Origin of the sequence: Mesorhizobium sp. M8A.F.Ca.ET.218.01.1.1 (assembly GCF_004791165.1) — a bacterium.
GTDB lineage: Bacteria > Pseudomonadota > Alphaproteobacteria > Rhizobiales > Rhizobiaceae > Mesorhizobium.
Genome location: NZ_SRUZ01000007.1, coordinates 371,570 through 396,490 on the forward strand (window position 1 = coordinate 371,570; position 24,921 = coordinate 396,490).

The following is a 24,921-nucleotide window of genomic DNA, read 5'->3' on the forward strand; positions in this document are numbered from 1 at the left end:
CGATTGAGTGGAACAAGGTCGGTGGGCCAATGGGACAGGGCAAGTGGAAAACAACATCGCGATAAAAGCAACCGGATTTCAGCCGGCGCCCCGGTGCGGTGACAAGGCAGGCCGCAACCGATGACGGGATCTTCGCCAGCCGTCGTTTCGGCAAGCAAGCTTGGCCTCACCTTCCAGACCAATGACGGCCCGGTCCAGGCGCTGTCCAATGTCGACCTGACCATCGGCAAGGGTGAGTTCGTCTCCTTAATCGGGCCGTCCGGCTGCGGCAAGACCACGCTGCTGCGCGTCATCGCCGATCTGGAGAAGCCGACTTCGGGGATGATTTCGGTCAACGGCATGACGCCGGAACAGGCGCGCGAGAAACGCGCCTATGGCTATGTCTTCCAGGCAGCCGCCCTGTTTCCCTGGCGCACCATCGAGCGCAATGTGGCGCTGCCGCTGGAGATCATGGGCCTGTCCAAGACCGAGCAGGCGGAACGGATCAAGCGCACGCTCGACCTCGTCAACCTCACCGGCTTCGAGAAGAAATATCCCTGGCAGCTTTCCGGCGGCATGCAGCAGCGCGCCTCGATCGCGCGCGCCTTGGCCTTCGACGCCGACCTCCTGTTGATGGACGAGCCGTTCGGCGCGCTGGACGAGATCGTGCGCGACCACCTCAACGAGCAATTGCTGCAACTGTGGGGCCGGACCAACAAGACCATCTGCTTCGTCACCCACTCCATTCCGGAGGCCGTCTATCTGTCGACCCGCATCGTCGTCATGTCGCCGCGTCCGGGCCGGGTCAGCGACATCATCGAATCGACGCTGCCGAAGGAGCGGCCGCTCGACATCCGCGAGACACCCGAATTCCTGGCGATCGCCGCGCGGGTGCGCGACGGGTTGAGGGCGGGGCATAGTTATGATGATTGAGCGCCCCGGCAAGCGAGCGACCAACCACGCCTTCGTCACCCTGGGGTGGAGCAGGCGCGCAGCGGCCTGCGTTATGGAAGCCGCCCGCCGCGATTTCGTCATCCTAGGGCGAAGCAAGGAGCGAAGCGACGCGGCGCAGACCCTAGGATCCATGCCGTTACTTCTGAGCTCCGCAACGGCGCAAAACGATGCACCCTCCGCTGTGCCTTCGAAGGGGAATTTTCTCTACTGCTTACACTCCTTGATCGACGTCACGGAATGGATCCTAGGGTCTGCGCGACGCTTCGCGTCGCTCCGCCCTAGGATGACGAGCGCGAAGGTGGTCGACCTCCGCTTCGCTCCGGCCACCCTCTCCCCGATGGGGAGAGGAGGGCGCCTCGCTGGCGAGGCCTCCTGATGGACACCTTCCGCGACAAACTCGTCCCCGTGACATCGATCCTGGCCGGTGTCATCGTGCTCTGGTACGTTTTCGCCGTCATCCTCAACGCGCCGTTCCAGCGCGATCTCGACACCCGTGCCAACGAAACCCCCGGCGCCGTCGAGTTCATCGGCAAGACGCTGTCGCAGCCGAAGCCGACGCTGCCGGCTCCGCATCAAGTGGCGGTGAATTTCTTCGAGAACACCTTTCTGCGGCCCATCACTTCGAACCGCAGCCTCGTCTACAACGCCTGGGTCACGCTGTCCTCGACGCTGCTCGGCTTTGCCTTCGGCACCGCGCTCGGCATCGTCATTGCCGTCGGCATCGTGCATGTGGCGACGCTCGACCGCAGCCTGATGCCGTGGATCATCGCCTCGCAGACCATTCCGATCCTGGCGGTGGCGCCGATGATCATCGTCGTGCTGGCGGCGATCGGCATCACCGGGCTGATCCCGAAGGCGATGATCTCGACCTATCTGTCGTTCTTCCCGGTGACGGTCGGCATGGTGAAGGGCCTGCGCTCGCCCGAGATCATGCATCTCGACCTGATGCACACCTACAATGCCAGCCGCACGCAAACCTTCTGGAAATTGCGCGTGCCCGCCTCGGTGCCGTTCCTGTTCACCTCGATGAAGGTGGCGGTGGCGGCAAGCCTGGTCGGCGCCATCGTCGGCGAACTGCCGACAGGCGCGGTCGCCGGCATCGGCGCCAAGCTTCTGGCCGGCGCCTATTACAGCCAATCGATCGACATCTGGTCGGCGCTGGTCGCGGGCTCGATCGTGGCGGCACTTCTGGTCATGGTGGTCGGCATTGCCGGCCGCATCGTCGACCGCGCCATGGGCGGGAGGCCGGCATGAACTGGCTGAAACCTTCCTGGCAAGCGGTGCTGGCGATCGTGCTGTGCCTGATCGCGGTCGCGCTTGGCGCCATGTCGAGGCCGGAAGTGGCAGCGCTTGCGGACCCGACGGCGAGCATCAACTATCCCTATCTGGGAACGAAGGGCTTGATGCTCGGCCTTGCCGTGGTCGCGGCGCTGATCTCGATGGTCAGGATTCCATCCGTTGCAGAGGCCGTCGTGCTGTTCATCGGCGCGCATCTCGTCGCCTGGCTGCTGATATCGGGGATCGCGGGTTTCGAAGGCACGGCACTGGCGCCGTATTTCCTGCTGCTGACGGCCGTCTGGCTGCTAGGCTGGCGTTGCGTCGCGGTGCTGTCGGGGCTCCGCCCGATAGCGGGTTGGGCGCGGACCGCTTTGCGTCTGATCATCCCCGCCATCTTCGGCGCCTGGATACTGATCATCTGGGAGGCGGTGACGCGGGGCGCCGGCATCCCCTTCATCCTGCTGCCGCCGCCGAGCGCGATCGGCGCGCGCATCGCCAGTTCGCTGCCGATACTCGGCGCCGATGTCCGGCAGACCATCTTCAAGGCGGTGCTCTTCGGCTATGTCGTGGGCAGCGGCGCCGGCTTCATCACCGCGATCCTTGCCGACCGCGTGCCGTTCCTGCGGCGCGGGCTCTTGCCGATCGGCAACATGGTCTCGGCGCTGCCGATCATCGGCGTGGCGCCGATCATGGTGATGTGGTTCGGCTTCGACTGGCAGTCCAAGGCGGCCGTGGTCATCATCATGACCTTCTTCCCGATGCTGGTGAACACGGTCGCCGGGCTCGCCGCGTCCGGCCATATGGAGCGCGACCTGATGCGCACCTATGCGTCCGGTTATTGGCCGACGCTCATCAAGCTCCGGCTGCCGGCGGCAGCACCCTTCATCTTCAACGCGCTGAAGATCAACTCGACGCTGGCGCTGATCGGCGCCATCGTCGCCGAGTTCTTCGGCACGCCAGTCGTCGGCATGGGATTCCGCATTTCGACCGAGGTCGGGCGGATGAACATCGACATGGTCTGGGCCGAAATCGCAGTTGCAGCACTTGCGGGTTCGGTCTTTTATGGCGTGGTCGCCCTTGTCGAAAGGGCCGTCACGTTTTGGCATCCCTCTGTCCGTGGTGGATAGGGGCGGTGGGTTTAGGGCACTAACTTCAGAGGGTAAAAAAATGAAAAGACTTATTATTCCAGTTCTGGCCGGCGCGATGTCGCTGGCCGCGTTCCAGGCGATGGCCGCCGACAAGGTGACCTTGCAGCTGAAATGGGTCACGCAGGCGCAGTTTGCCGGCTACTATGTCGCCAAGGCCAAAGGCTTCTATGAGGCCGAAGGCCTCGATGTCGACATCAAGCCGGGCGGCCCCGACATCGCACCCGAGCAGGTGATCGCGGGCGGCGGCGCCGACGTCATCGTCGACTGGATGGGTGGCGCGCTCGCCGCGCGCGAAAAGGGCGTGCCGCTGGTCAACATCGCCCAGCCCTTCAAGAAGGCCGGCATGGAACTGGTCTGCCCGAAGGATGGGCCGATCAAGACCGAAGCCGACTTCAAGGGTCATACGCTGGGCGTCTGGTTCTTCGGCAATGAATATCCTTTCTACGCATGGATGAACAAGCTCGGGCTCAAGACCGAGGGCGGCCCGGACGGCGTCACCGTCTTGAAGCAGAGCTTCGACGTGCAGCCGCTGATCCAGAAGCAGGCCGACTGCATCTCGGTCATGACCTACAATGAGTACTGGCAGCTGATCGACGCCGGCTACAAGCCCGAACAGCTCACCGTGTTCAACTACTCGGCGATGGGCAACGACCTGCTCGAGGACGGGCTCTACGCCTCGGAAGACAAGCTCAAGGATCCGGCCTTCGAGGACAAGATGGTGCGCTTCGTGCGCGCCTCGATGAAGGGATGGAAATACGCCGTCGACAACAATGACGAAGCTGCCGGGATCGTCATGGACGGCGGTGGCCAGGACGAGAACCACCAGAAGCGCATGATGAGCGAAGTCGCCAAGCTGATCGACAATGCCGACGGCAAGCTCGACCCGGCGACGTATGAGCGCACCGCCAAGGCGCTGCTCGACCAGAAGATCATCACCAAGGAGCCGACCGGCGCCTACACCACGGCCATTACCGACAAGGCGGTCAAGTAAGCCGGGCTGGCGCGATCAACAGCGCCTGCGACCGGTTTGACGGCTGATACCAAAAGGGGCGGGCGACCGCCCCTTTTCCATGCGCTCCAATCACAAAACCGTGTGCAGGGATACATTGCGCCGCCCATCCGTTGCAATGAAGCATGCGCGCGTCGGGGGAACCGCGACGCATGCTTTATTCAATATTCAATCGGAGGTTCTTCATGCGCGCTCACTCCTTCCTTCCGGCGCTATCGGCGCTCGCTATTTCCACCGCTTTCCTGTTCGCATCACCGGCCATGGCCGAGATGGTGAAATACAAGGCGACCCTCGATGGCGGCCAGCAGAGCCCGGCCGTCACCACCAAAGGCAAGGGGACGGCCACTCTCACCTTCGACACGACCAAGAAGAAGCTCAGCTGGAACGTGAAGTATTCCGGCCTCAGTGGCCCGGCAGTGGCCGCGCATATCCACGGCCCGGCGGCAATGGGTGAAAACGCTGATCCCGTGATCCCGTTCAAAGGCAAGCTGAAGAGCCCGATCAAGGGGTCGGCCACGTTGACCGATGCGCAGGCCGCTGACCTGGAGGCCGGCAAGTATTACGTCAACGTGCACACGGCCGCCCACAAGGACGGCGAGATTCGTGGCCAAATCGAAAAGGCGATGTAGGGTCCGGAGCGCCGCTCGCGCTTGAAAGCCGGCGGGACAGCGCCCCCCTCTGTCCTGCCGGACATCTCCCCTACATGGGGGGAGATCGGCAGCTTGGAATGCAGCACCTTTTCTTTGGAGCCGATCGGTTCCTTCAGCTTTTGTCGCGAATCTGCGTCATCGTGCGGGTCGGCGTGATCGCCTCGGGATCGAGCCGGATTTCGACGATCGCCGGCTTGCCGCTGGCGCGGGCACGTTCGAAGGCAGGCGCAAAGTCTTCGGTCTTCTCGACAGTCTCGCCATGGCCGCCATAGGCGCGGGCAAGCGACGCGAAGTCGGGATTTTTCAGGTCGGTGCCGACCACACGGCCCGGATATTCGCGCTCCTGATGCATGCGGATGGTGCCGTAGATGCCGTTGTTGACGACGACGACGATGATAGGCAGGTCGTATTGCACGGCGGTGGCGAATTCCTGGCCGTTCATCAGGAAGCAGCCGTCGCCGGCGAAGGCGACCACGGTGCGCTCCGGATAAAGCGCCTTGGCGGCGACGGCCGCTGGCGTGCCGTAACCCATCGAGCCGGAGGTCGGTGCTCCTTGCGTGGCGAAGCGGCGGAAGCGATGGAAGCGATGCACCCAGGTGGCGTAATTGCCGGCGCCATTGGTGAGGATGGCGTCGTCGGGCAATACCTTTTCCAGGTAATTCATGATCGGCCCCATCTGCACCGGGCCGGGGCCGCTTTCCGGCGGCGTCGACCAGTCGAGATAGGCGGCGTGCAACTTTGGCGTTTCTTCCGCCCAGGCCGGCATTCCGGCCGGCTTGCGCTTGGCGAAAGCCTCCACGAAAGCCGCGGGCGATGCATTGATCGCCAGCGTCGGGCGGTAGACCCGGCCGAGTTCGCCGGCATCGGCATGGACGTGCACCAGTGCCTGGTCGGGATAAGGGCTCTTCAGCAGCGTATAGTCCGAAGATGGCATCTCGCCCATGCGGCCGCCGATCAAGAGAACGACGTCGGCCTGCTTGATCGCCGCCGCCAGCTTCGGATTGATGCCGATGCCGACATCACCGGCATAGTTCGGGTGCAGATGGTCGAACAGCATCTGGCGGCGGAAGGAACAGCCGACAGGAAGCGACCAGGTCTCGGCGATTTCGTGCATCCGCGCCACGGCGTCCGCGTTCCAGCGCGTGCCGCCGAGGATGACGAAGGGACGCTTCGCGCTGCCCAGCAGCATTTCCAGCGCGTCGAGCTCGGCCCCGCCTGGATAGGTCTCGACCGGCGTATGGGGAAGTGCTTGCGGCGCCTTGACCTCGCTGGTCAGCATGTCCTCGGGCAGCGAGATGACCACCGGGCCAGGCCGGCCCGACGTTGCCACGGCGAAGGCGCGGGTGACGAATTCGGGGATGCGCGAGGCGTCGTCGATCTCGACCACCCACTTGGCGATGTCGCCGAAAAACCTGACATAGTCCACCTCCTGGAACGCCTCGCGTTCCTTGGCATGGCTGGCGACCTGGCCGATGAACAGGATGAGCGGAACCGAATCCTGCATGGCGATGTGGACGCCGGCCGAAGCGTTGGTGGCGCCGGGGCCGCGGGTGACGAAGCAGATGCCGGGCTTGCCGGTCAACCGGCCCTGGCAGTCGGCCATCATGGCGGCGCCGCCTTCCTGGCGGCAGACGATGGTGCGGATCGAAGAGTCATGCAGCGCATCGAGCACCGCAAGGTAGGATTCGCCCGGCACGCAGAAGATACGGTCGGTGCCGTTGGCTTCGAGGGCGTCGACGATCAGTTGTCCACCGGTCTTCATTTCCCAGACTTCTCCAGTTCGGCAAGGATTTCGTCAGTGTGCTCGCCGAGACGCGGCGAGGGGCGCTCATAGCTGAGCGGTGTGCCCGACATCACCATCGGGGCGCGCACCGACGGCAGGCGGTTGCCATGGCCGTCGTCAAGGTCGAGCCGCATGCCGCGGGCAATGGTCTGCGGATCGGCGAACATCTGGCCGATCGTGTTGATCGGGCTTGCCGGCACGCTGGCGGCTTCGAGCTTCGCCAGCAGCGGATCGCGATCCCAGGTCTTCAGCGCCTCGATGATGCGTGCGCGAAGGTCCACGCGGTTGGCGACGCGGGCGGGATTGGTGGCGAAATCGGGATTCGCCGGCAAATCGTCCAGCCCGACGGCGGCGCAGAATTTGCCGAACTGGCCGTCATTGCCGACAGCCAGGATGATGTGGCCGTCCCTGACCGGAAGCACTTCGTACGGGGCAATGTTCATATGCGCATTGCCCATCTGCACTGGCGACTTGCCCGAGACGAGATAGTTGAGGTTCTGGTTGCCGAGCGCCGAGATCTGGGTGTCGAACAGCGCCATGTCTATGTGCTGGCCCTCGCCGGTCTGTTCGGCATGGCGAAGTGCGGCCTGGATGGCGATCACCGAATAGAGACCGGTGAAGATGTCCGAGATGGCGACGCCTGCCTTTTGCGGCTCGCGGCCGGCCTCACCGGTGATCGACATCATGCCGGCCATGGCCTGGATGATGAAGTCGTAACCGGCGCGTGGCGCATAAGGCCCGTCCTGGCCGAAGCCGGTGATGGAGCAGTAGACCAGGCGAGGGTTGATTTTCTTCAGACTGCCGTAGTCGAGCCCGTATTTCTTCAGGCCGCCGAGCTTGAAGTTCTCGATCAGCACATCCGCCGTCGCGACCAGGCGGCGCACCGTCTCGGCGCCTTCCGGCGTCGAAAAGTCGATGGCGATGGAACGCTTGCCGCGATTGCAGGAATGGTAATAGGCGGCCGACAGGTTCTCGCCGTCATGGCTCATGACGAAGGGCGGACCCCATTTGCGGGTGTCGTCGCCGCCATCGGGGCTCTCGACCTTGATGACATCGGCGCCGAGATCGGCAAGCAACTGCCCGGCCCAGGGGCCGGCAAGAATGCGGGCGAGTTCGACAACGCGGACGCCTTTAAGCGGGGGTTCGGCCATAAATCACCGTGGTTGCCGCAATCACCGTGATTGCCGCGAAAGCAGTGCCTCTATCAAGCCCGGCAGCGGCTGTCACGGTCCTTGCAATGGGCCAACCCGTCACGCTTTCAAGACATTGTCCGCCCAGCTGGCGAAATCGTCCATGATGATGTCGCGGTTCACCTCGTTCAGGCTTTCATGGCGGGTGTCGGCGTAAACCTTTGAAACCAGATTCGAAAAGCCCATCTTGCGCATACGATTGGCGAGATGGGTGATCCCCTTGCCGTAGTCCGAGGCCGGGTCTTTTTCGCCGCCAACGATGGCGACGGGGATGTCGCGGCGAACGGCGGCAAAGCCTGCATCCTTGCCGCCGTTGAGCGCCATGGCGACCACATCGCGCCACATCGAGATGGAGGCATCCCAGCCGCAGAGCGGATCGGCGATGTATTTCGCCACCTCCGCCTCGTCGCGCGACAGCCAGTCGAACAGAGTGCGATGGTTGGGCACCGCCTTGCCCCAGGCCTGGAAGGTGAGTTTCGGCAGCAGGCGCGACGGGACATCGGAGCCGAGCCGCATCCGTTCCCAGGCGAGGATACCGAGCGCCACTTGGCCGAGCAGGCCCTGTGAGAAATTGCCGTTCCAGATCGCGGCGGCATGAATGCGCCTGGAATGGCGCAACAGGTAGTTCAGCGCCACGGACGCGCCCATCGAGTGGCCGAAAAGGATTACCGGCAGGTCAGGCTGCTCGCCGGCGATGAGATCGTGGATGGCGTCGACATCGGCGATCACCTTGGCCGGGCCGTCCGTGTCGGCGAATCTGCCGAGCGGCGCGTCGGGCGCCTTGGTCGCGCCATGGCCACGGTGGTCATGAACGTAGACGTGGAAGCCCCGGGCAGCGAGGAAATCGGCGAAGCGGTCGTAGCGGGCGGCATGTTCGGCCAGGCCGTGATTGATCTGGACCACCGCACGCGCAGGGCTGTCGGCCTGCCGGACGAACAGATTGAGGTCTGCGCCGGTCGACGAGCGAACCACGCGCTGCTGGCTGAATGGCATGCCGGCCGGTCTCCCCCCTGGTTCCGCCTTTGTCATGTCCAAACGTGTGCGCCGGTGCCAGATTTGCGTCAATCTGGCCTGCCGGCTTTTCCGCGACGATCTTTCTTGCCACGGGCCTGCAAAATATCGCAATTCTGACATGGAGACAGCTTCAGTCTGTCGCCCACTTTCTTCCAGCCGGGGATTCTCCATGCGCATTGCTGTTATTTTCGGATTGGCCTTGTTGGCGGGCTCGCTGGCAGGCGCGGCGCATGCCGACGTCAAGATGAGCGGCACCTTCGTGGCCGACGCTGCGTGTCCCGCGACTCAGGCGATCAAGAACGGCAAGAACCCCGGCAATGTCTCGACCGATGCCGGACAGAGCTATCAGCTGCTTGCCGGCAACAAGGACACGCCGACCCACTACCTCATCCAGGTGCCGGGCGCCAATCCCGAGCGCCGCTGGGTGAAGGTGAGTTGCGGCCACCTTTCGGGCAGCAGCGCGGCGACCGTGCCGGCGGCGCCGGGTGGGCAAGGCAAGCCCGTCGCCTCGGGAAAACCCGAATATGTCTTCGCCTTGAGCTGGCAGCCGGCCTTCTGCGAGACCAAGTCGAACAAGACCGAATGCAAGGCGCAAAATCCTGGCGAATTCGATGCCACCAATTTCACGCTGCACGGTCTGTGGCCGCAGCCGAACGGCAATTTCTATTGCCAGGCTTCGGCCAGCGACAAGGCCAATGACAATCCGGCCCACTGGCAGGACCTGCCGCCGGTCAACCTCGATGCCGATACCCGCGCGGAGCTCGACAAGGTGATGCCGGGCACCGCCTCGAAGCTGGAACGGCATGAATGGATCAAGCACGGCACCTGCTACGGCAAAAGCCAGCAGGAGTATTTTTCCGACGCCCTCCATTTGATGCGCGAGGTCAACAGCTCGCCCGTGCGCGACCTCTTCGCCAGCAATATCGGTGGCAAGCTGACGGCGGACCAGATTCGCGGTGCCTTCGACCAGGCCTTCGGCGCGGGAGCAGGCGACAGGGTGCGGGTGTCCTGCGTCATCGATCCGTCGAACGGCCGGCGGCTGATCGGCGAACTGACGCTCGGCCTTGCCGGCCCGATCGGCCCGAACAGCTCGCTCAAGGACCTGCTGCTGGCCTCGGTGCCGACCAACAAGGCCGGTTGCCCGACCGGCACGGTCGACGCGATCGGGTTCCAGTAAGTGCGGGATCGCCGTTTCCGGCAAGCCGGCGCGGCCGTCGCGGATAGGGCTAAACCTGGGCTGACCTGGTCCAGGCGATGGCGGCGTCGGCCTCATGCCCGCCGGGTTCACCGACGACTCGGTCGCGTCCGGTCGATTTCGCCTTGTAAAGGCGCTGGTCGGCGAGTGCGAACAGGTCGGCCAGGCACTGCGTCGTTTCGCTGACGCTGGAAACGCCCGCGCTGACGGTCAGTTCGAACCGGCTGGTGGCGGCCGATGCCTTGAGCGCGGTGCGGACGCTTTCGCCAAACAGCCTGGCGACGGAATGCGGACGCGAACTGAGGATGGCGAATTCCTCGCCGCCGATCCGGAACACCTGGTCCTCGGCGCCCGCCGCCTCGCAAAGTACGGTTGCGACCGCCTTCAGCGCCTTGTCACCTTCGGCATGGCCGAAACGGTCGTTGATCGACTTGAAGTGGTCGACGTCGACGATGAGCAGGCTGAGTGGCCTCGCCGTGCGCAGGCTGGCCTGGACGGAGGCTTCACCGTCGGCGTCGAAGCGTCCGCGGTGCAACAGGCCGGTCAGGCCGTCGCGGCCGACATGCTCGACCAGCGCTTCGTAGCGTTCGCGATAGGTCAGCGTCTCGAAAATGTCGGTCAGCCCACGCGGCATCTGGACGTCCCGGACCTCGAACCATTTGAGGTAGGCAACCAGCATGGCGCTGAAAGTCAGTGCCGCCGCCATCTTGGCGAACCAGCCGCCGAAGAAGACCGCGATCGGCGCCCCGGCAACAAAATGCAGCGCGGTGAAGAAGCCGGCCTGGTCGAAGGTGAGCACGCAGGCGACCGAAATCAGGATGCGCGCGAACTGTGCCTTGCGCAGGGTGCGCCCAAGCTTTTCATAGAGCAGAATGATCAGGATGGCGTCGATGACCAGCAGCGTCGTGCCCCACACCATCAGCCAGCCCATCTCGTCGATGAAGCCGATGTCGGGGAGCCGGCCGTCCGGCAGCGGCGCGATGGCGTGCAGGCGAAGCAGCAGCACCAGCCCGATCATCAGCGCATTGCCGAGCAGCAGGCCGTAGATCGGCTGGCGCACGGTGGCGGCGTCTTCCTTCATGTAGAGCAGAAGGAGCATCACGAGCTTGCCGGAAAAGAGCACCGCCGAGCCTGGCGAGACCATGCCGAACGGCAGGGCGACGTAAAAGACGCTGGCGAGATAAGTCTCCAGGAAATGCATGACGCCGAGCGCGCAGACGAAGACACCGAGGCCGATGCGCTTGCGGAAGCGGAAAAGCGTCACCATGACGCTGAAGTAGACGACCGCTTCGGCAAGGAGCAGGAAACTATTCAGCAATGCCGTCGATCCGATCTCTCTCGCGCCAGGAATCGGGGCAAGCCGGCGATTCCAACCCGATCCTGTTTTGACGCGGAAGGGTTAACCGGAGATTTCCGTGCGCCATCGACCGGTTGAAAACTTGGCTGCCGGTGCACACTTGTCCGTGTGGTTGGCCCGATCTGGCAAAAGCGATTGCCGTTCGCCGCCGCATCGCCTACATAGCGGCCAACCTCCATTCAATTCGGCAAAATCCAGTCAGTTTTTCAGGGAAAGCGCGCGTGGCACGCCAGTTCATCTATCACATGTCCGGCCTGTCGAAGGCCTATGGCACCAAGAAGGTGCTCGACAACGTTCATCTGTCCTTCTATCCGGACGCCAAGATCGGCATCCTCGGCCCCAACGGTTCGGGTAAGTCGACGATCCTGCGCATCATGGCCGGGCTCGACAAGGAGTTTCAGGGCGAGGCCTGGCTGGCCGAGGGCGCGACCGTGGGCTACCTGGCACAGGAGCCGCAGCTCGACAACAGCAAGACCGTGATGGAAAACGTCATGGACGGCGTTGCCAGGAAGACCGCCATCATCGAGCGCTACAACGAGCTGATGATGAACTATTCCGACGAGACGGCGGATGAGTCCGCCAAGCTCCAGGACGAGATGGACCGGCTCAACCTGTGGGATCTCGAGCAGCAGGTCGAGATGGCGATGGACGCGCTGCAGTGCCCGCCGGCCGATTCTGAAGTGACCAACCTGTCGGGCGGTGAGCGTCGCCGCGTCGCGCTGTGCAGGCTGCTGCTGCAACAGCCGGATCTGCTGTTGCTCGACGAACCGACCAACCATCTCGACGCGGAGACCACCGCCTGGCTGGAAAAGCACCTGCGCGACTATCCGGGCTCGGTGCTGATCATCACCCACGACCGCTACTTCCTCGACAACGTCACAGGCTGGATCCTCGAGCTCGACCGTGGCCGCGGCATTCCCTACGAGGGCAACTACACCAGATATCTCGACGCCAAGGCCAAGCGCCTGATCCAGGAAGGCCGCGAGGACGATGCCCGCCAGAAGTCGATCTGGCGCGAGCGCGAGTGGATCCAGTCGTCGCCCAAAGCACGCCAGACCAAGTCCAAGGCGCGTATCAAGGCCTATGAGGAACTGGTCGAGCAGTCGCAGAACCGCAAGCCGACCGACACGCAGATCGTCATCCCGTCGAGCGAGCGCCTCGGCAACGTCGTCATCGAGGTCGAAGGCCTCAACAAAGGCTTTGGCGACGAGCTCCTGATCGAGAACCTGTCGTTCAGGCTGCCACCGGGCGGCATCGTCGGCGTCATCGGCCCGAACGGCGCCGGCAAGACGACGCTGTTCAAGACCTTCACCGGCCAGGAGAAGCCGGACGCGGGCACAGTGCGCATCGGCGAGACGGTCAAGCTCGGTTATGTCGACCAGAGCCGCGACGCACTCGATGCGAACAAGACGGTGTGGGAAGAGATCTCAGGCGGCGCCGAGGTCATCAAGCTCGGCAAGCACGAAATCAACAGCCGCGCTTACTGCTCGTCCTTCAACTTCCGTGGCGGCGACCAACAGCAGAAGGTCGGCAATCTCTCGGGCGGTCAGCGCAACCGCGTGCACCTCGCCAAGATGCTGAAGGGCGGCGGCAATGTGCTGCTGCTCGACGAACCGACCAACGACCTCGACACCGAAACGCTGGGCGCGCTAGAAGACGCGCTGGAAGCCTATGCAGGCTGCGCGGTCATCATCAGCCACGATCGCATGTTCCTCGACCGCATGGCCACCCACATGCTCGCCTTCGAGGGCGACGCGCATGTCGAATGGTTCGAGGGCAATTTCGAGGAATACGAGAAGGACAAGCTGCGCCGCCTGGGCGCGGAAGCAGCGGCCCCGCACCGCATGACGCACAAGCGGCTGACGCGGTAAGGGGTTGATTGGGCGGCGAATTTCTCTGGGATACGAGGAGAGCTCAAATGGCTGATTGGTCCGCCGCCCAATATCTGAAATTCGAGGACGAACGCACACGGCCGGCGCGTGACCTCGTAGCACAGGTGCCGGTCGACTTTCCGCGCCGGGTCGTCGACATCGGCTGCGGGCCGGGCAATTCGACCGAACTTCTGGTCGAGCGCTGGCCGGATGCGCAAGTGAGCGGCTTCGACACCTCGCCCGACATGATCGAAAAGGCGAGGGCGCGCCTGCCCAATGTCAGCTTCGACCTCGCCGATGCGGCGACATGGCAGCCGGCCGCGCCGGTCAACGTCATTTTCGCCAACGCCGTCTTCCAGTGGCTGCCGGAACATCCGGCGGTGTTCCAGCGCCTGATGGGTTTTCTGGCGCCCGGTGGCGCGCTGGCGATCCAGATGCCCGACAATATGGGCGAGGATTCGCACCGCCTGATGCGGGAAACCGCCGCGGAAGCGCCTTTCGCGGCAAAGATACAGGGAGCGGCGCGTGCGCCGCTGCCGCCGGTATCGTTCTACTATGACCTCTTGTCGCCGCTCTCCGCTCGGCTCGACATCTGGCACACCATCTACAACCATCCGCTGGCCGACGCCGAGGCGATCGTCGAGTGGGTCAAGGCCACCGGGCTGAAGCCGTTCCTCGATCCGCTGGAAGCGGACGAACGCAAGCTGTTCCTCGACAGCTACACGGCCAGGATCGCCAAGGCCTATCCGAAGACCGCCGATGGCAAGGTGCTGCTGCGGTTCCCCCGCATTTTCATTGTCGCCAAACGGGCTGGATAGGCTCGCGTAAATCTTGCAGACCGTCCGAGAACTCTTCTAGCGATAGAGGGTAGCTCGATTCCGGCGTGAACGGCAGCTTCGGGCGCGATTTCGTAGTTTTCCGCTTCCTGAGCGTGTGAGCGGCGTTCCCAAGGCGCAACGATGTCTGTTTGGGCCAGAACACCGCAAACGAGCCACCCTATGCCTGTAGGGCCGCGATCAGGCCGGGAACGCCAATGAGCGTGATGGCTCTTTTGATGTTGTAGGCGAGCGCGGTCAGGCTGAACTCGCCGCGGACGTTGTCGAGTCGCCGCATCAGGAACGTACCCTGACCCATCCACTGTTTGATCGTGCCGAACGGATGCTCGACGCTTTCGCGCCGCCGGTCGAGAATGTCGGGCCGGTCAGCTAGCCGCGCCGCCATGCGGTCGAGCACCGCCTCGTTCTCAAGGCGAGAAACGCGGCGGAAGCTTTTGGTGCAGCGCTCGCGCAGGTGGCACGCCTTGCAAGCATCGCGGTTGACGTAGTCGATCTTCACATTGTCGCGCGATTTACCAAAATGACGCGGCGAAAGCACATGCTCGCCCGGGCAGAGATAAACGTCCTTTTCCAGATCGTAGCGGAAGTCCTCCTTGGAAAAGAAGCCTTGAGCGACGGCAGGACCGCGGATCGGCTTGGGCACATAAGCGGTGATGCCCGCCTTCTCGCAGACCTCGATATCCTCGATCTTGAAGTAGCCCCGATACGCAACTGCCTCGATGCGCTCGACCTCCAGCGTCTCCATCGCCGCTTAGACCGCCGGCGCCAGAAGCCCATATCGAGCACCTGGTTGCACACCTCCTGTTCGGCGATCAGCTTGTGCTTCACGTCCACGGCCAGTTGCACGTTGTAGCCGACGCCGACCTTCGTCATGCGTGCCATGGCGCGGGCATCGCGATCGGTCAGCGAGATCTGGTCCTCGCCGGTGCGATCCAACTCGTCCAGCATCGCCTTGTGGCGATCCCGCTTGCCCTTTATCGCCGCGATCTTCTCCGCAAGGCCGCCGCCATGACCGCCGGGGCCAGTGCCGCTACCGACCTTGTCCTCATCGGCATCGCTTTCGTCGAGCCGCTTCATGCAATCGGCCAGCTTCTCATCCGCTTCACGGATGAACTTCGAGAGCGACCCGCGTGTGAAGTTGCGATCCTTGTTGTTCACCGCCTTGATGCGCGTGCCATCGACGGCCAGCAGCTCTCGGCCGAACAAGTCGAGTTGCCGACACAGGATGACGAACTCGCGAAACACCTGCCGAAACGCGGAGCGGTTCACCCGGCGGAAGGCGGCGATCGTGCGGAAATCCGGCTTCAGGTGCCGCAGAAGCCAGATCACCTCTAGGTTGCGATGAGCCTCAGCTTCCAGCCGTCGGCTCGACCGGACGCGGTTGATATACCCGTAAACGTACAGCTTAAGCAGATCGGCAGGATCGAAACCCGGAGCGACCCGTCTCCTTCGCCGTCACCCGCTCGAAGCCAGCAGCGGCAAGATCAAGGCCATCAACGAAGGCCTCAATGAAGCGAACCGCATTATCCGGCCCGACATATTCGTCTACTGATTCAGGCACAAGGAGTAGTTGTGAGCGGTCTGTTCCTGATAGACGTCCCATGGGAAAATATATCATGGCAGGCTAGCGTAAGGAATCTCCGCTGGTACGGCGGGCTCGATCCTTTCATCAGAAATATAGAATGCCCGCATCCAGATCGACTGAGATGCGGGCAATCCGTACAGCGCAGCGAACGCTGATTTCGGCGTCCGAAGTTCAGGCGGCGGCGGCAGTCGCCCTGCCTTCGTCGCGCATCACGAAGCCAATCCGATCACCATGGCCGAGACCATAGCCGAGCTGGATCATCAGCTCCGCCATCGGCTCCAGATACCGGGCGTTTGAGAGCGGACCAGAAAAGATCGTTGTGAACCCCATCGCCCCCGCGAGACCAGCGACGGTTTGCGCGGCGGCCTCGTGATCGCTCGCAATGAACACCGGAACTTCGACGCGGTTGCCGGCAGCGCGCTGAGCAAGAAGAGCGGCGAAGACCGTATTAAACGCTTTCACGACATGGGCGCCAGGCAAGCGCAGCGCGATTTCCTCGGCGGCCGAGCTCGTATGGCCGACCGTCAGGCTCATGTAGTCGGTCGCGAGCGGGTTGGTGATATCCACCACGACCTTGCCGCTAAGCGCCGCGACGACGGCTCTGTCTTCGCGGAGTGCCAGCGCCTGTTCATACTTCGTCGCGAGGATCACAACGTCCGCGCTCTGTAGAGCCGCCACAGGGTTCGTCTTGCTGTCGAAGCTCTGGACCTGATGCTCTGCCGCCTGCGCGAGAAGCGCAAGGGGGGTACCCATGTTACCCTTGCCAAGAATTACGATTTTCATCAACGCATCTCCGTCGTTTCTGTCGATGGAGAGAGCGTAGACGGCCACAGTATGGTAGTCTCGCCCATAGGTGTCAAAAAATATGGCCAAACAGACAACTCGTAACCCAATCGTCGATCCGGACGCATCGTTACGCCCTGTGTTCGTTCTCTCCGATCGGCACGACCGGGTAAATGTACCGTGGCACTCCCACCGGCGCGTTCAGCTCATTCATGTCAGCACTGGCGTTCTGACGGTCAGAACGCGAACGGCGCGCTTCGTCATACCGCCACAGCGCGCCGTATGGATGGGTGGCGGGATCGAACACCGGATCGAGGCCCGATCTCCTTTCTGGCTAACCACCTGCTACGTCGAACCGGAACGTGTGAACATCCCGATCATGCCTCGCGTTGTCGCGGTGGATCGGCTCGCGGACGAACTTCTGATTGCCGCGTCGAAGTTTGGCGATTCCTATCCAGAGGACGGACCGGAAGCGCGGCTCATGTCCGTCCTTCTCGATCGTCTGCAGGGTCTGCGGCCATCGGATATAGCGCTTCCCGAACCTGTCGATGAACGGTTGCACCGCATTACCGACCGCCTCCTTCTCGATCCAGCCTGTAATCGCCCACTCTCGATCTTGGCTGCCGAAGCTGCGCTGACTGAGCGCACGGCCGCGCGCTGGTTTCTTCGCGACACGGGAATGACTTTTGGTCGATGGCGGCAACAAATGCGGCTTCAGCACGCACTCGAACATTTGGCGGTCGGTGAGAGCGTCACTCAAGCCGCCTTAGCCGTCGGCTATGCGGACGTTTCCTCGTTCATCGTGGCCTTCAGGAATCTTTTCGGCCAGACACCAGCGCGTATTCTCGATCCCTGACGATCTCGCCCCCGGGAATGTCGATAGCGTCATATCTCTAACGCGGTCCAACGCGATACATCCCATCTCTACAATTGAGCATATCGCGTGAATCAGTCGCGAAACTTAGGCAGTCCGTCTGAAAACCCTTATCAGGAACCGCTCCGAGGGTTTTCAGACGGACTGCCTGGTTTAATCCGGCGTAAACCGGCCTGATGAGAAAAGTGTTGCGCCGAAGCGTTTCGGCGCCCACATGAAGCCGCATCGCTCGCGGATGGGACGGACTGAAACATGCATCGCGTCATCATCAGCGGCATCGGCGCCGAAATCCCCAAGCCTGTCATCACGAATGAGGAACTGGTCGCCAGTTTCAACGCCTGGGTCGACACGGAGAACGCGCGGCGCCAGGCTGCCGGCGAGACGCTGCTGCAGAAATCGGATGCCGACTTCATCGTCCATGCCTCGGGCGTGCGCGCCCGCCACGTGATCGAACGGGAGGGCATTCTGGACCCGACCCGCATGGCGCCGCGCATTCCGGCGCGCCCGGACGACGCGCTCTCGCTGCAGGCGGAATTCGGCGTCGCTTCGGCGGGGAAGGCGATCGAGCACGCCGGCATCGAGGCGTCGGACATCGATCTGGTGATCTGCTCGTCCTCGCATCAGCAGAGGCCATATCCGGCGATCGCCATCGAGATGCAGGAGGCGCTGGGCACGCGGGGTGCCGGCTTCGATATGGGGCTTGGCTGTTCGTCCGCGGCGGCGGCGCTGCACATGGCGGTCAATCTGGTGCGCTCGGGCGCCCACAAGCGCATCCTGGTGACCACGCCCGAGATCATCACCGGCCATCTCAATTTCCGCGACCGGCAGACGCACTTCATCTTTGGGGACGCTTCGGTGTCGATGGTGGTGGAGGGGCTCACCCAGGGCGAGAGGCGGCCGGGTCGATTCGAGGTGCTGGACACGCGCCTCTGGACGCAGATGTCGAACAACATCCGCACCAATCTCGGCTATCACACCCGCACTGCCCAGGATGATCCCTACATGATCGACCTGGAGGGCAATCTCATCAAGCAGGTCGGCAACAAGGTGTTCAAGGAAGTCACCGTCGCCGGGCACAAATTCATCGTCGAATTCCTCGCCGAACACGGGCTGACGCCGGAGGCGATCAGGCGCTTCTGGCTGCACCAGGCCAATGCGCGCATGAATGCGATGATCCTGAAACTGGCATTCGGCCACGATGTTGGCCATGACCGCGCACCCATGGTGCTGGAGCGGCTCGGCAACACGGCGGGCGCCGGCGCCATCATCGCGCTGTCGGAGAACCATGCCGACATGAAACCAGGGGATTTCGGCCTGATCTGCGCGTTCGGGGCGGGATATTCGATCGGCGGCGCGCTTTTGCGCATGCTCTGAATGGAGGACGCCGCGCCGCGTCAGGCCGGCGTGAAGGGAACCAGCATCGGCACCCGCCTGGCGTAGTCGTCATAGGTTGGGCCGAGTTCGTCGCGCAGGAAACGCTCCTCCAGCCTGGCTTTCACAACGACGCCGATGATGAGCAGGGCCGTGCCCGCAATGCCCCAGACCGTGCCCTTCGCCACCATGGTGGCGAGTACTGCCAACAGCAGCCCGGTATAGATCGGATGCCGGACCAGGCGATAGGGGCCGGTGTCGACCACGCGATGCTCCGCCTTGGCGGTGACCGTGGCGGACCACAACCGCCCGAGATGGATACGCGCCCACCAGGCGAAGCCGATCCCGACCGCAATCACGGTAACGCAGGTCCAGGCTTCGGCAAGGGTCGGCGTCCACAACCTCAGCCGGCCCTCATAGCCATGCGCTGGGACGAACAGCAGGACGGTGCCGGCCAGCCAGAAGACGCGATAGCGAGCCTCCGCCCCAATGGTGGCGCGCTTTTGGGCCGGATCGGCCCATAGGGCAGCCGCGAGCCATGTGACCACCCAGATCAACCAAAGCGCCGCGATTGCCGCTCCGGGACGCATGAGAACCTCCGTCGACGGTCTCGACCTCACCATGAAGCCGACGCAGCGCGGCGACAATGCTGCGTGGCGCCGTTCTTCGGTAAGAAGGTCGTGATCGAGGCGGTTGGCGACCGGCGTCTATTCATTGGAGCAGCTGAACATCCACTGCACGCCGAAGGCGTCGACCAGCATGCCGAAGCTAGTCCCCCAATATTGCCGGGCAAACGGCACGGTAATCCGGCCGCCCTCGGCCATGCGGGCGAAAAGCTCCTGGCGGGCGAGAACCTCTGGCGCCGCGGCGGGCCCGTCGAATTCGAGCATCATGGCGGAGCCCTTCATCGGCTCCGCGTCGTCATTGTCCGACGCATGGAACAGCACACCCGGACCTTCGAAGCGAGCATGCAGGACCTTTCCGCGCATGGCCTCGGTGCGCACCGGCATATTGTTGTCGCCCCAGCGCAGCAGGATCGTTCCCCGGCCAAGACCGCATTGTTCGTAGAAGGCCAGCGCGGGCTCGCAGTTGGTGGTGAAGAACAGCGAAGGGGAGAGCCGCATGTTCGTCAATGCGCGGCGGCAGCGGCCGCGATCAGCGCGTCGCCTGTATACTGCCGGTCACCGATGCCCCAGCCGCCGTCGGGCGCGTTGACGATGTTGATCCAGGTGTTTTCCGGCCTGTGCCCCGGTACGCAGAGTTCGCCGACAATTCGGGCGGCGGCAGTGATAAAGGTCTCGCGGGCTTCGACGGAGCCAAGGCCGATATTGGGCAATTTCAATTCGACCATGACGACTGGCCGGTTGGCACCGCCGGCGTAAATGTTGCGCGCCGGCAGGACATGGACGGTGCCGCCGACGATCGCGGTGAAGAATGAATTGCCGGCGGCGCCGGAGGCTTCGATGAGGGCAGCGCTCAGGCGTGGCAGGATTTCGCGCTCTCCCGCCGGGGTCAGGACGCCTTCCGGCGCTGTCACGGTGATCGGCATTTGATTTTCTCCTCGGGTGTACGGCCTCACCGGGAGGTCATCTTCCGGCTTGCCAAGTTTCGTATCAATTGATATGTTATAAGGGAAAGGCGAGTCAACAGGTTTCGTATCGATCACTATGGAAAATTCGGACAAGCAACGCGGCGGCCGGCCGCGCGCATTCGACCCCGACCGGGCGCTCGATGCCGCGATGCATCTTTTCTGGGAGCATGGCTATGAGGCGACGTCGCTGGCCATGCTGCGCGAAGCGATGGGGCTGACGCCGCCACAGATCTACAACGCCTTCACCGACAAGGAGACTTTGTTCCGCAAGGCGTTGATGCGCTACCACGAGACCGAGATAGGCTTCGCCCTGGAAGCGCTGAGCGCGCCGGTGTCGACGGGGGAGGCGATGCGGCGCTTGTTGCTGGGCGCCGCGGAGGCCTATTCCAGGCCCGGCAAGCCGGGAGGGTGTCTTTTCGTCAGTGGCGCGCTGGCGGCTTCACCGCAGGCACAAGCCATTGCGGATGAACTCAGGACCTACCGCAAGGAAAGCGAAGCGGCGATCGCGGCGCGGCTTGCCAAAGGCAAGGCAAAAGGCGATTTGCCCCAAAACCTCTCTGTCGAAGACTTCGCCAGATATATTGCTGGTGTCATGAATGGCATGTCGATCCAGGCGCGGGACGGTGCGTCGGCCGAAGAGTTGCGCGTTTTGGCCCAAACCGCTCTTGCGGCCTTGCCGGCCTAAGGGCAAAACCAGAGCGCGTCATCAAGGATTGAAGCCCATGCTGGATCTCTTCCCCGAGGCCGAGAAGCCGGTCGAAATCATCCCGGCGAAGAAGCTTTCAGCCCGCGCGGCCGCGCTCTATGTCGCGCCATCGGATCATTTCCAGACGCGTTCGGTGGACGAATTGCGGCTGGGTTTCGACGGCATATCGGGCGATTTCCATGCCGGGCCGACGCGGCGCTCGGGCGGACGCGAGCCGTGGTACCCGCGCGGCACCGAGATGCGCAATGAAAGGCAATTGTCCATCGTGGCGGCGGACGAATTGGCCATTGTCGCCGAACGGATGGGGCTCGCCGAAATCAAGCCCGAGTGGATCGGTGCCAATCTGGTGATCGAAGACGTGCCGCATCTGTCGATGCTGCCGGCCGGCACGCTGTTGTTCTTCAAGGGCGGCGTGACCCTCAAGGTGGACGCCCAGAACGGACCATGCCGTATCGCCGGACGATCGATCGCCGAGAACGTCGGAATGGCCGATGTCGAAGCCGGTGCGCTATTGTTTCCCAAGGCGGCGAAGCGGTTGCGCGGCGTGGTCGCCTGGGTTGAAAAGCCCGGCATCGTCAGCACCGGCGAAGAGATTTCGGTGCGCGTGCCGGAGCAGTGGATCTACCAGGCATAGCTACGCCGCCCGGGAGGCGGCGCAGCAAATACCAGATGTCAGCCCTTGCGGTTCTTGTTGGCGCCTTGCGCCATGACGGAGACGTGGTCCCACTTGTCCCAGGTGGCGAGGCGGTTGGCGTATTCCTGGCGGATCATCGGCAGGCCGCCATCGCCGAAGAATATCCGCAGCGGCGGCTCGGCCGAATCGACGATGGCCAGCATCGCCGGCCCTGTCGCCTCGGGGTCGCCGGCAACCGAGTTGGCGCGGCGCTCGGCCATCTTGGCGCGGGCAGGCGCATAGGCCTCGATCGGCTTGGAGACCTTGGCCGATGCTCCCGACCAGTCGGTGGAGAAACCGCCCGGTTCGACCAGCGTGACATGAATGCCGAATTCCGCGACCTCGATGGCTAGCGACTGGCTGAAGGCTTCCAGCGCCCATTTCGAGGCATGGTAGAGGCCGAGCGAGGCAAAGGCATTGACGCCGCCGATCGACGAGATCTGGATGATGTGGCCGGACCGCTGCGCCCGCATGATCGGCAGGGCTGCCTGGGTGACCCACAGCGCGCCGAACACATTGGTCTCGATCTGGTCGCGGGCTTCCTGCTCGCTGACTTCCTCGATGGCGCCGAAATGGCCGTAACCGGCATTGTTGATGACGACGTCGAGCCGGCCAAAGCGCTTGTGTGCCTCGGCGACAGCGGCATCGACGGCTTTCTTGTCGGTGACGTCGAGCTTTAGCGCGGCGATGTTGTCGCCGTATTTTTCGACGAGCTCGGCGAGCGTGCCTGTGTCACGGGCGGTCGCGGCAACGCGATCGCCACGCGCCAATGCGGCCTCGGCCCAGACGCGGCCAAAGCCCTTCGACGATCCGGTGATGAACCAAACCTTTGTTGTCATGATGTGGAATCCCTTGCCCCTGCGGGCGCAATTTCTGGATGGAAGCGGAGGCTTCTCCGCTTCCGGGCATATACGGCCTGTCCGGTGATTTTCCAGAGGCGAGGGGAATCTTTTTGAACTCGGGGCTTTCCCGCAGAACAAGAAATCGTGTGAATCAGGGGTAGTTCACCGGGGTCGACCAGTCAGGGTCGTCGTGCTTTTGCCAATAGAGCGCCATCAGCCGGCTGGTGATCGGCCCGACCTTGCCGTCCGCGATCTCAGCACCGTCGATCTCCGTCACCGGCATGATGCCGCCGGCGGTTGAGGTGATGAAGACTTCCTCGGCGCCGCGCAACATGGCCACGCTGACATCCTTGGCCGTTGCCGAGAGGCCGGCCTCCGCGCAGAGATCGAAGACAGTGCGGCGGGTGATGCCCGGCAGCACGCCGATGGCCGGCGTCGACAGTCTGCCGTCCTTGACGCGGAAGACGTTGAAGCCCGGACCTTCGGCGACATTGCCGTTGAAGTCGAGAATGAGGGCCGTCTCGGCGCCGCGATCATAGGCATCGTAGAGGCCGCGCACGAGGTCGAGCCAGTGGTAGTTCTTGATCGCCGGATCGATCGAGGCCGGCGGAATGCGCACCTTGTCGCTGATGGAGACACGCAGGCCGCGCTGCAACTGCTCGGCATTGGCGACCGAGCCGAACGGCACGGCGAACGCCATGAAGCGGTTGATCGCCTGGCGCGGGTCGCGGCTGAAGGTCGGCGAAGCGCCGCGCGTGCACAGCATCTCGACATAGGCGGCGCGATGACCCGACAGCGCTGTGCAATTGTGCAGGATCCCGGCGACGCCATCGCGATCGAACGGGATCGTCATGCGCAGCTTGTCGAGCCCGCCGAAGAAACGGTCGAGATGCAGATCGAGGCGAAAGAAGCGGCCGTTCCAGACATGCACCGTATCGTAAGTGGCGTCCGAGTGCAGAAAGCCCCAATCCAGCACCGACACCTTGGCTTGCGACATCGGCAGGTACTGGCCGTCGAGGAAAGCGATGCCGTCGGGATAGGAATGCGGGTCGACATGGCGATCGCCGACCTGGGGCAGGAACGGTATATCTTGTGCGATTCGGCTCATCGGCAGCTCCTAGCCATGGCGTCACAAGCTATTGCCGGCAGCCCGAGCGCATAGAGCCAGTGGTCCGACTTCAGTCATCCTCGAGATGAAGACCCGGCCAGCATGACGCGGTGAGCGCCATGCGGCCCGGCACAGCCTTATTCCTCCTCGTCGTCGGCGTCGAGCAGGCGGGTGGCGCGCCAGCGTGTGAGCACGATGTTGGTCTGCTCGATGACGAAGAAACGCGCCGAGTCGCGATCATAGCCCTCGGCCAGCAGCTTCTCGTAGTCGGTGTGCATGTGACGGATATGGGCGATCGTCGCCAGCCAGACCGCGATCGTCGGCGGCAAGGTCTTCATATGCACCGAGCCGGCGTCGGTGCGGATCTTCTCCATGTCGGCATAAGGGGCCAGCGGCAGAAGTGCTGTCAGCGCCTTGGCGATGGCGCGGCGGCGGCCGGTCGGAGCGCTCATCGCTCCTCGCGCCCCTCAACGGTCGCCTCTGATATGGCATCGGTCGAGGCGAAATAGGGCTTGATGTCGATGACCGGCGTGCCGTCGAGCACGTCGATGGCGTCGAGGTCGATGTGCCCAGTGGCAATGTCCAATCCGACGAGCTTGGCCACGTGCAGGCCGACCGGGTTCGGCCGGGCAGGGGAGCGCAACCCGAACACGCCTTTGGCATCAGCCGCATGGCGGGGCTTTTGCACGATCAGATTCCGCGGTGCGTGATGCAGCCAGGACAGGATAATGACATGGCTGGCGCGCTCCAGGCCTTGCAGGCCGCTGCGATAGGGCGCGTCGATGGTCAGCACCGCCGGCTGTCCGGTCTCACGTGCCGTGCGCATGTTCTTCGGGCAGCTTTCCCGGGTGGTCCATGGCGAGGCGATACGGCCGATGAAGACGATGCCGCCATCCGGCGGCATCGTCGCCGGATCCTGGTCCAGTCTCCTCTCGCCTTCGCGTGCCTCGAACATCTCACGCGGTTCGCTCATCGGCCGATCTTCTTGCTGATGCATGTCATTGTCCCAAAACCGCTACACGTTTTTGGACGGCATGCACCGAAAAATCACGCATGCGGCATTTTCTTGTCCGGAAGCGACATAGCGCTTGCGTGGTTTCGAAAATCGACATAAACATATGTTT

At 63.3% G+C, this 24,921-nt stretch carries 26 protein-coding genes and 1 pseudogene; 13 read left to right on the forward strand and 14 right to left on the reverse strand.

Annotated elements, in window-relative coordinates:
* The first annotated feature begins 120 nt into the window (after window positions 1-120).
* From EN861_RS25595 to EN861_RS25615, 5 genes are all read left to right on the forward strand, one after another.
* Entirely contained in the window at window positions 121-912 is a 792-nt protein-coding gene (locus tag EN861_RS25595) for an ABC transporter ATP-binding protein (protein ID WP_135866315.1), read from the forward strand.
* A 396-nt stretch (window positions 913-1,308) separates the two neighbouring features.
* On the forward strand, window positions 1,309-2,187 hold the full coding sequence (locus EN861_RS25600) for an ABC transporter permease (RefSeq protein WP_135866317.1): 879 nt from the start codon (window positions 1,309-1,311) through the stop codon (window positions 2,185-2,187).
* Complete coding sequence (locus tag EN861_RS25605; RefSeq protein WP_135866320.1) at window positions 2,184-3,338, forward strand: ABC transporter permease; 1,155 nt, start codon at window positions 2,184-2,186, stop codon at window positions 3,336-3,338. The genes EN861_RS25600 and EN861_RS25605 overlap by 4 nt, the downstream gene beginning before the upstream one ends.
* A 40-nt stretch (window positions 3,339-3,378) precedes the next feature.
* Window positions 3,379-4,350: an ABC transporter substrate-binding protein gene (locus tag EN861_RS25610; protein ID WP_027160663.1), complete on the forward strand. Its 972-nt coding sequence runs from the start codon at window positions 3,379-3,381 to the stop codon at window positions 4,348-4,350.
* A gap of 203 nt (window positions 4,351-4,553) precedes the next feature.
* Window positions 4,554-4,997, forward strand: a complete 444-nt coding sequence (locus EN861_RS25615) for a CHRD domain-containing protein (RefSeq protein ID WP_127279293.1) — start codon at window positions 4,554-4,556, stop codon at window positions 4,995-4,997.
* Window positions 4,998-5,130: 133 nt separating this feature from the next.
* On the opposite strand, the gene EN861_RS25620 is transcribed toward EN861_RS25615, so the two are convergent.
* The 3 genes from EN861_RS25620 to EN861_RS25630 all read right to left on the reverse strand — a co-directional run bounded on the left by EN861_RS25620 (window position 5,131) and on the right by EN861_RS25630 (window position 8,984).
* Window positions 5,131-6,780, reverse strand: coding sequence for a thiamine pyrophosphate-binding protein (locus EN861_RS25620; RefSeq protein ID WP_135866322.1), 1,650 nt, complete (start codon window positions 6,778-6,780; stop codon window positions 5,131-5,133).
* Window positions 6,777-7,952 (reverse strand): CaiB/BaiF CoA-transferase family protein, encoded by a 1,176-nt coding sequence (locus tag EN861_RS25625; RefSeq protein WP_135866325.1) that lies wholly within the window; start codon window positions 7,950-7,952, stop codon window positions 6,777-6,779. The genes EN861_RS25620 and EN861_RS25625 overlap by 4 nt, the downstream gene beginning before the upstream one ends.
* A 99-nt stretch (window positions 7,953-8,051) precedes the next feature.
* Window positions 8,052-8,984: an alpha/beta hydrolase gene (locus EN861_RS25630; protein WP_135866327.1), complete on the reverse strand. Its 933-nt coding sequence runs from the start codon at window positions 8,982-8,984 to the stop codon at window positions 8,052-8,054.
* Window positions 8,985-9,174: 190 nt separating this feature from the next.
* On the opposite strand from EN861_RS25630, the gene EN861_RS25635 reads away from it, so the two are divergent.
* Window positions 9,175-10,182, forward strand: coding sequence for a ribonuclease (locus EN861_RS25635; RefSeq protein WP_135866329.1), 1,008 nt, complete (start codon window positions 9,175-9,177; stop codon window positions 10,180-10,182).
* Window positions 10,183-10,231: 49 nt separating this feature from the next.
* On the opposite strand, the gene EN861_RS25640 is transcribed toward EN861_RS25635, so the two are convergent.
* Window positions 10,232-11,518: a GGDEF domain-containing protein gene (locus EN861_RS25640; RefSeq protein ID WP_135866332.1), complete on the reverse strand. Its 1,287-nt coding sequence runs from the start codon at window positions 11,516-11,518 to the stop codon at window positions 10,232-10,234.
* Window positions 11,519-11,778: 260 nt separating this feature from the next.
* On the opposite strand from EN861_RS25640, the gene ettA reads away from it, so the two are divergent.
* On the forward strand, window positions 11,779-13,428 hold the full coding sequence (gene ettA, locus EN861_RS25645) for an energy-dependent translational throttle protein EttA (RefSeq protein ID WP_127278582.1): 1,650 nt from the start codon (window positions 11,779-11,781) through the stop codon (window positions 13,426-13,428).
* A gap of 47 nt (window positions 13,429-13,475) precedes the next feature.
* On the forward strand, window positions 13,476-14,246 hold the full coding sequence (gene tam, locus EN861_RS25650) for a trans-aconitate 2-methyltransferase (protein ID WP_135866334.1): 771 nt from the start codon (window positions 13,476-13,478) through the stop codon (window positions 14,244-14,246).
* Between the two features lie 178 nt (window positions 14,247-14,424).
* Here the strand turns inward: tam and EN861_RS36400 are convergent, their stop codons facing one another.
* Window positions 14,425-15,009, reverse strand: coding sequence for a transposase (locus tag EN861_RS36400; protein ID WP_245512113.1), 585 nt, complete (start codon window positions 15,007-15,009; stop codon window positions 14,425-14,427).
* A 74-nt stretch (window positions 15,010-15,083) separates the two neighbouring features.
* On the opposite strand from EN861_RS36400, the gene EN861_RS36405 reads away from it, so the two are divergent.
* Window positions 15,084-15,599 carry a hypothetical protein gene (locus tag EN861_RS36405; RefSeq protein ID WP_245464384.1) on the forward strand — a complete coding sequence of 172 codons (516 nt, stop codon included), beginning with the start codon at window positions 15,084-15,086 and terminating at the stop codon, window positions 15,597-15,599.
* Here EN861_RS36405 and EN861_RS36410 read toward each other — a convergent pair.
* Both EN861_RS36410 and EN861_RS25660 read right to left on the reverse strand, forming a co-directional pair.
* Window positions 15,558-15,677, reverse strand: a pseudogene (locus EN861_RS36410) (transposase); the annotation flags it as partial. The gene EN861_RS36405 and the pseudogene EN861_RS36410 overlap by 42 nt on opposite strands.
* A 343-nt stretch (window positions 15,678-16,020) precedes the next feature.
* The gene (locus EN861_RS25660) at window positions 16,021-16,632 is read right to left on the reverse strand and encodes an NAD(P)-binding domain-containing protein (protein ID WP_127278584.1); all 612 of its coding nucleotides are present in this window, start codon (window positions 16,630-16,632) and stop codon (window positions 16,021-16,023) included.
* An 82-nt stretch (window positions 16,633-16,714) separates the two neighbouring features.
* Here EN861_RS25660 and EN861_RS25665 point away from each other — a divergent pair, with 82 nt between their 5' ends.
* The gene (locus EN861_RS25665) at window positions 16,715-17,488 is read left to right on the forward strand and encodes a helix-turn-helix transcriptional regulator (RefSeq protein ID WP_127278585.1); all 774 of its coding nucleotides are present in this window, start codon (window positions 16,715-16,717) and stop codon (window positions 17,486-17,488) included.
* 270 nt (window positions 17,489-17,758) lie between these two features.
* Entirely contained in the window at window positions 17,759-18,880 is a 1,122-nt protein-coding gene (locus EN861_RS25670; protein WP_127278586.1) for a beta-ketoacyl-ACP synthase III, read from the forward strand.
* A gap of 20 nt (window positions 18,881-18,900) precedes the next feature.
* On the opposite strand, the gene EN861_RS25675 is transcribed toward EN861_RS25670, so the two are convergent.
* The 3 genes from EN861_RS25675 to EN861_RS25685 form a co-directional block, all read right to left on the reverse strand.
* Window positions 18,901-19,467: an isoprenylcysteine carboxylmethyltransferase family protein gene (locus EN861_RS25675; RefSeq protein ID WP_127278587.1), complete on the reverse strand. Its 567-nt coding sequence runs from the start codon at window positions 19,465-19,467 to the stop codon at window positions 18,901-18,903.
* 117 nt (window positions 19,468-19,584) lie between these two features.
* Complete coding sequence (locus EN861_RS25680; protein ID WP_135866336.1) at window positions 19,585-20,001, reverse strand: glyoxalase/bleomycin resistance/extradiol dioxygenase family protein; 417 nt, start codon at window positions 19,999-20,001, stop codon at window positions 19,585-19,587.
* A 5-nt stretch (window positions 20,002-20,006) separates the two neighbouring features.
* On the reverse strand, window positions 20,007-20,426 hold the full coding sequence (locus tag EN861_RS25685; protein ID WP_127281080.1) for a hypothetical protein: 420 nt from the start codon (window positions 20,424-20,426) through the stop codon (window positions 20,007-20,009).
* 190 nt (window positions 20,427-20,616) lie between these two features.
* On the opposite strand from EN861_RS25685, the gene EN861_RS25690 reads away from it, so the two are divergent.
* Both EN861_RS25690 and EN861_RS25695 read left to right on the forward strand, forming a co-directional pair.
* Window positions 20,617-21,153 carry a TetR/AcrR family transcriptional regulator gene (locus tag EN861_RS25690; protein WP_281041225.1) on the forward strand — a complete coding sequence of 179 codons (537 nt, stop codon included), beginning with the start codon at window positions 20,617-20,619 and terminating at the stop codon, window positions 21,151-21,153.
* A 37-nt stretch (window positions 21,154-21,190) separates the two neighbouring features.
* Window positions 21,191-21,808 (forward strand): MOSC domain-containing protein, encoded by a 618-nt coding sequence (locus EN861_RS25695; RefSeq protein ID WP_135866338.1) that lies wholly within the window; start codon window positions 21,191-21,193, stop codon window positions 21,806-21,808.
* Between the two features lie 38 nt (window positions 21,809-21,846).
* On the opposite strand, the gene EN861_RS25700 is transcribed toward EN861_RS25695, so the two are convergent.
* From EN861_RS25700 to tsaA, 4 genes are all read right to left on the reverse strand, one after another.
* On the reverse strand, window positions 21,847-22,686 hold the full coding sequence (locus EN861_RS25700) for an SDR family oxidoreductase (protein WP_135866340.1): 840 nt from the start codon (window positions 22,684-22,686) through the stop codon (window positions 21,847-21,849).
* 154 nt (window positions 22,687-22,840) lie between these two features.
* Window positions 22,841-23,797: a D-amino acid aminotransferase gene (locus EN861_RS25705; protein WP_127281027.1), complete on the reverse strand. Its 957-nt coding sequence runs from the start codon at window positions 23,795-23,797 to the stop codon at window positions 22,841-22,843.
* A 137-nt stretch (window positions 23,798-23,934) separates the two neighbouring features.
* Window positions 23,935-24,249 carry a DUF2293 domain-containing protein gene (locus tag EN861_RS25710; RefSeq protein ID WP_127281028.1) on the reverse strand — a complete coding sequence of 105 codons (315 nt, stop codon included), beginning with the start codon at window positions 24,247-24,249 and terminating at the stop codon, window positions 23,935-23,937.
* A complete protein-coding gene (tsaA, locus tag EN861_RS25715; RefSeq protein ID WP_135866342.1) occupies window positions 24,246-24,770 on the reverse strand; it encodes a tRNA (N6-threonylcarbamoyladenosine(37)-N6)-methyltransferase TrmO in 525 nt (174 codons plus the stop codon). Before tsaA ends, EN861_RS25710 begins: the two co-directional genes overlap by 4 nt.
* Window positions 24,771-24,921 lie beyond the last annotated feature (151 nt).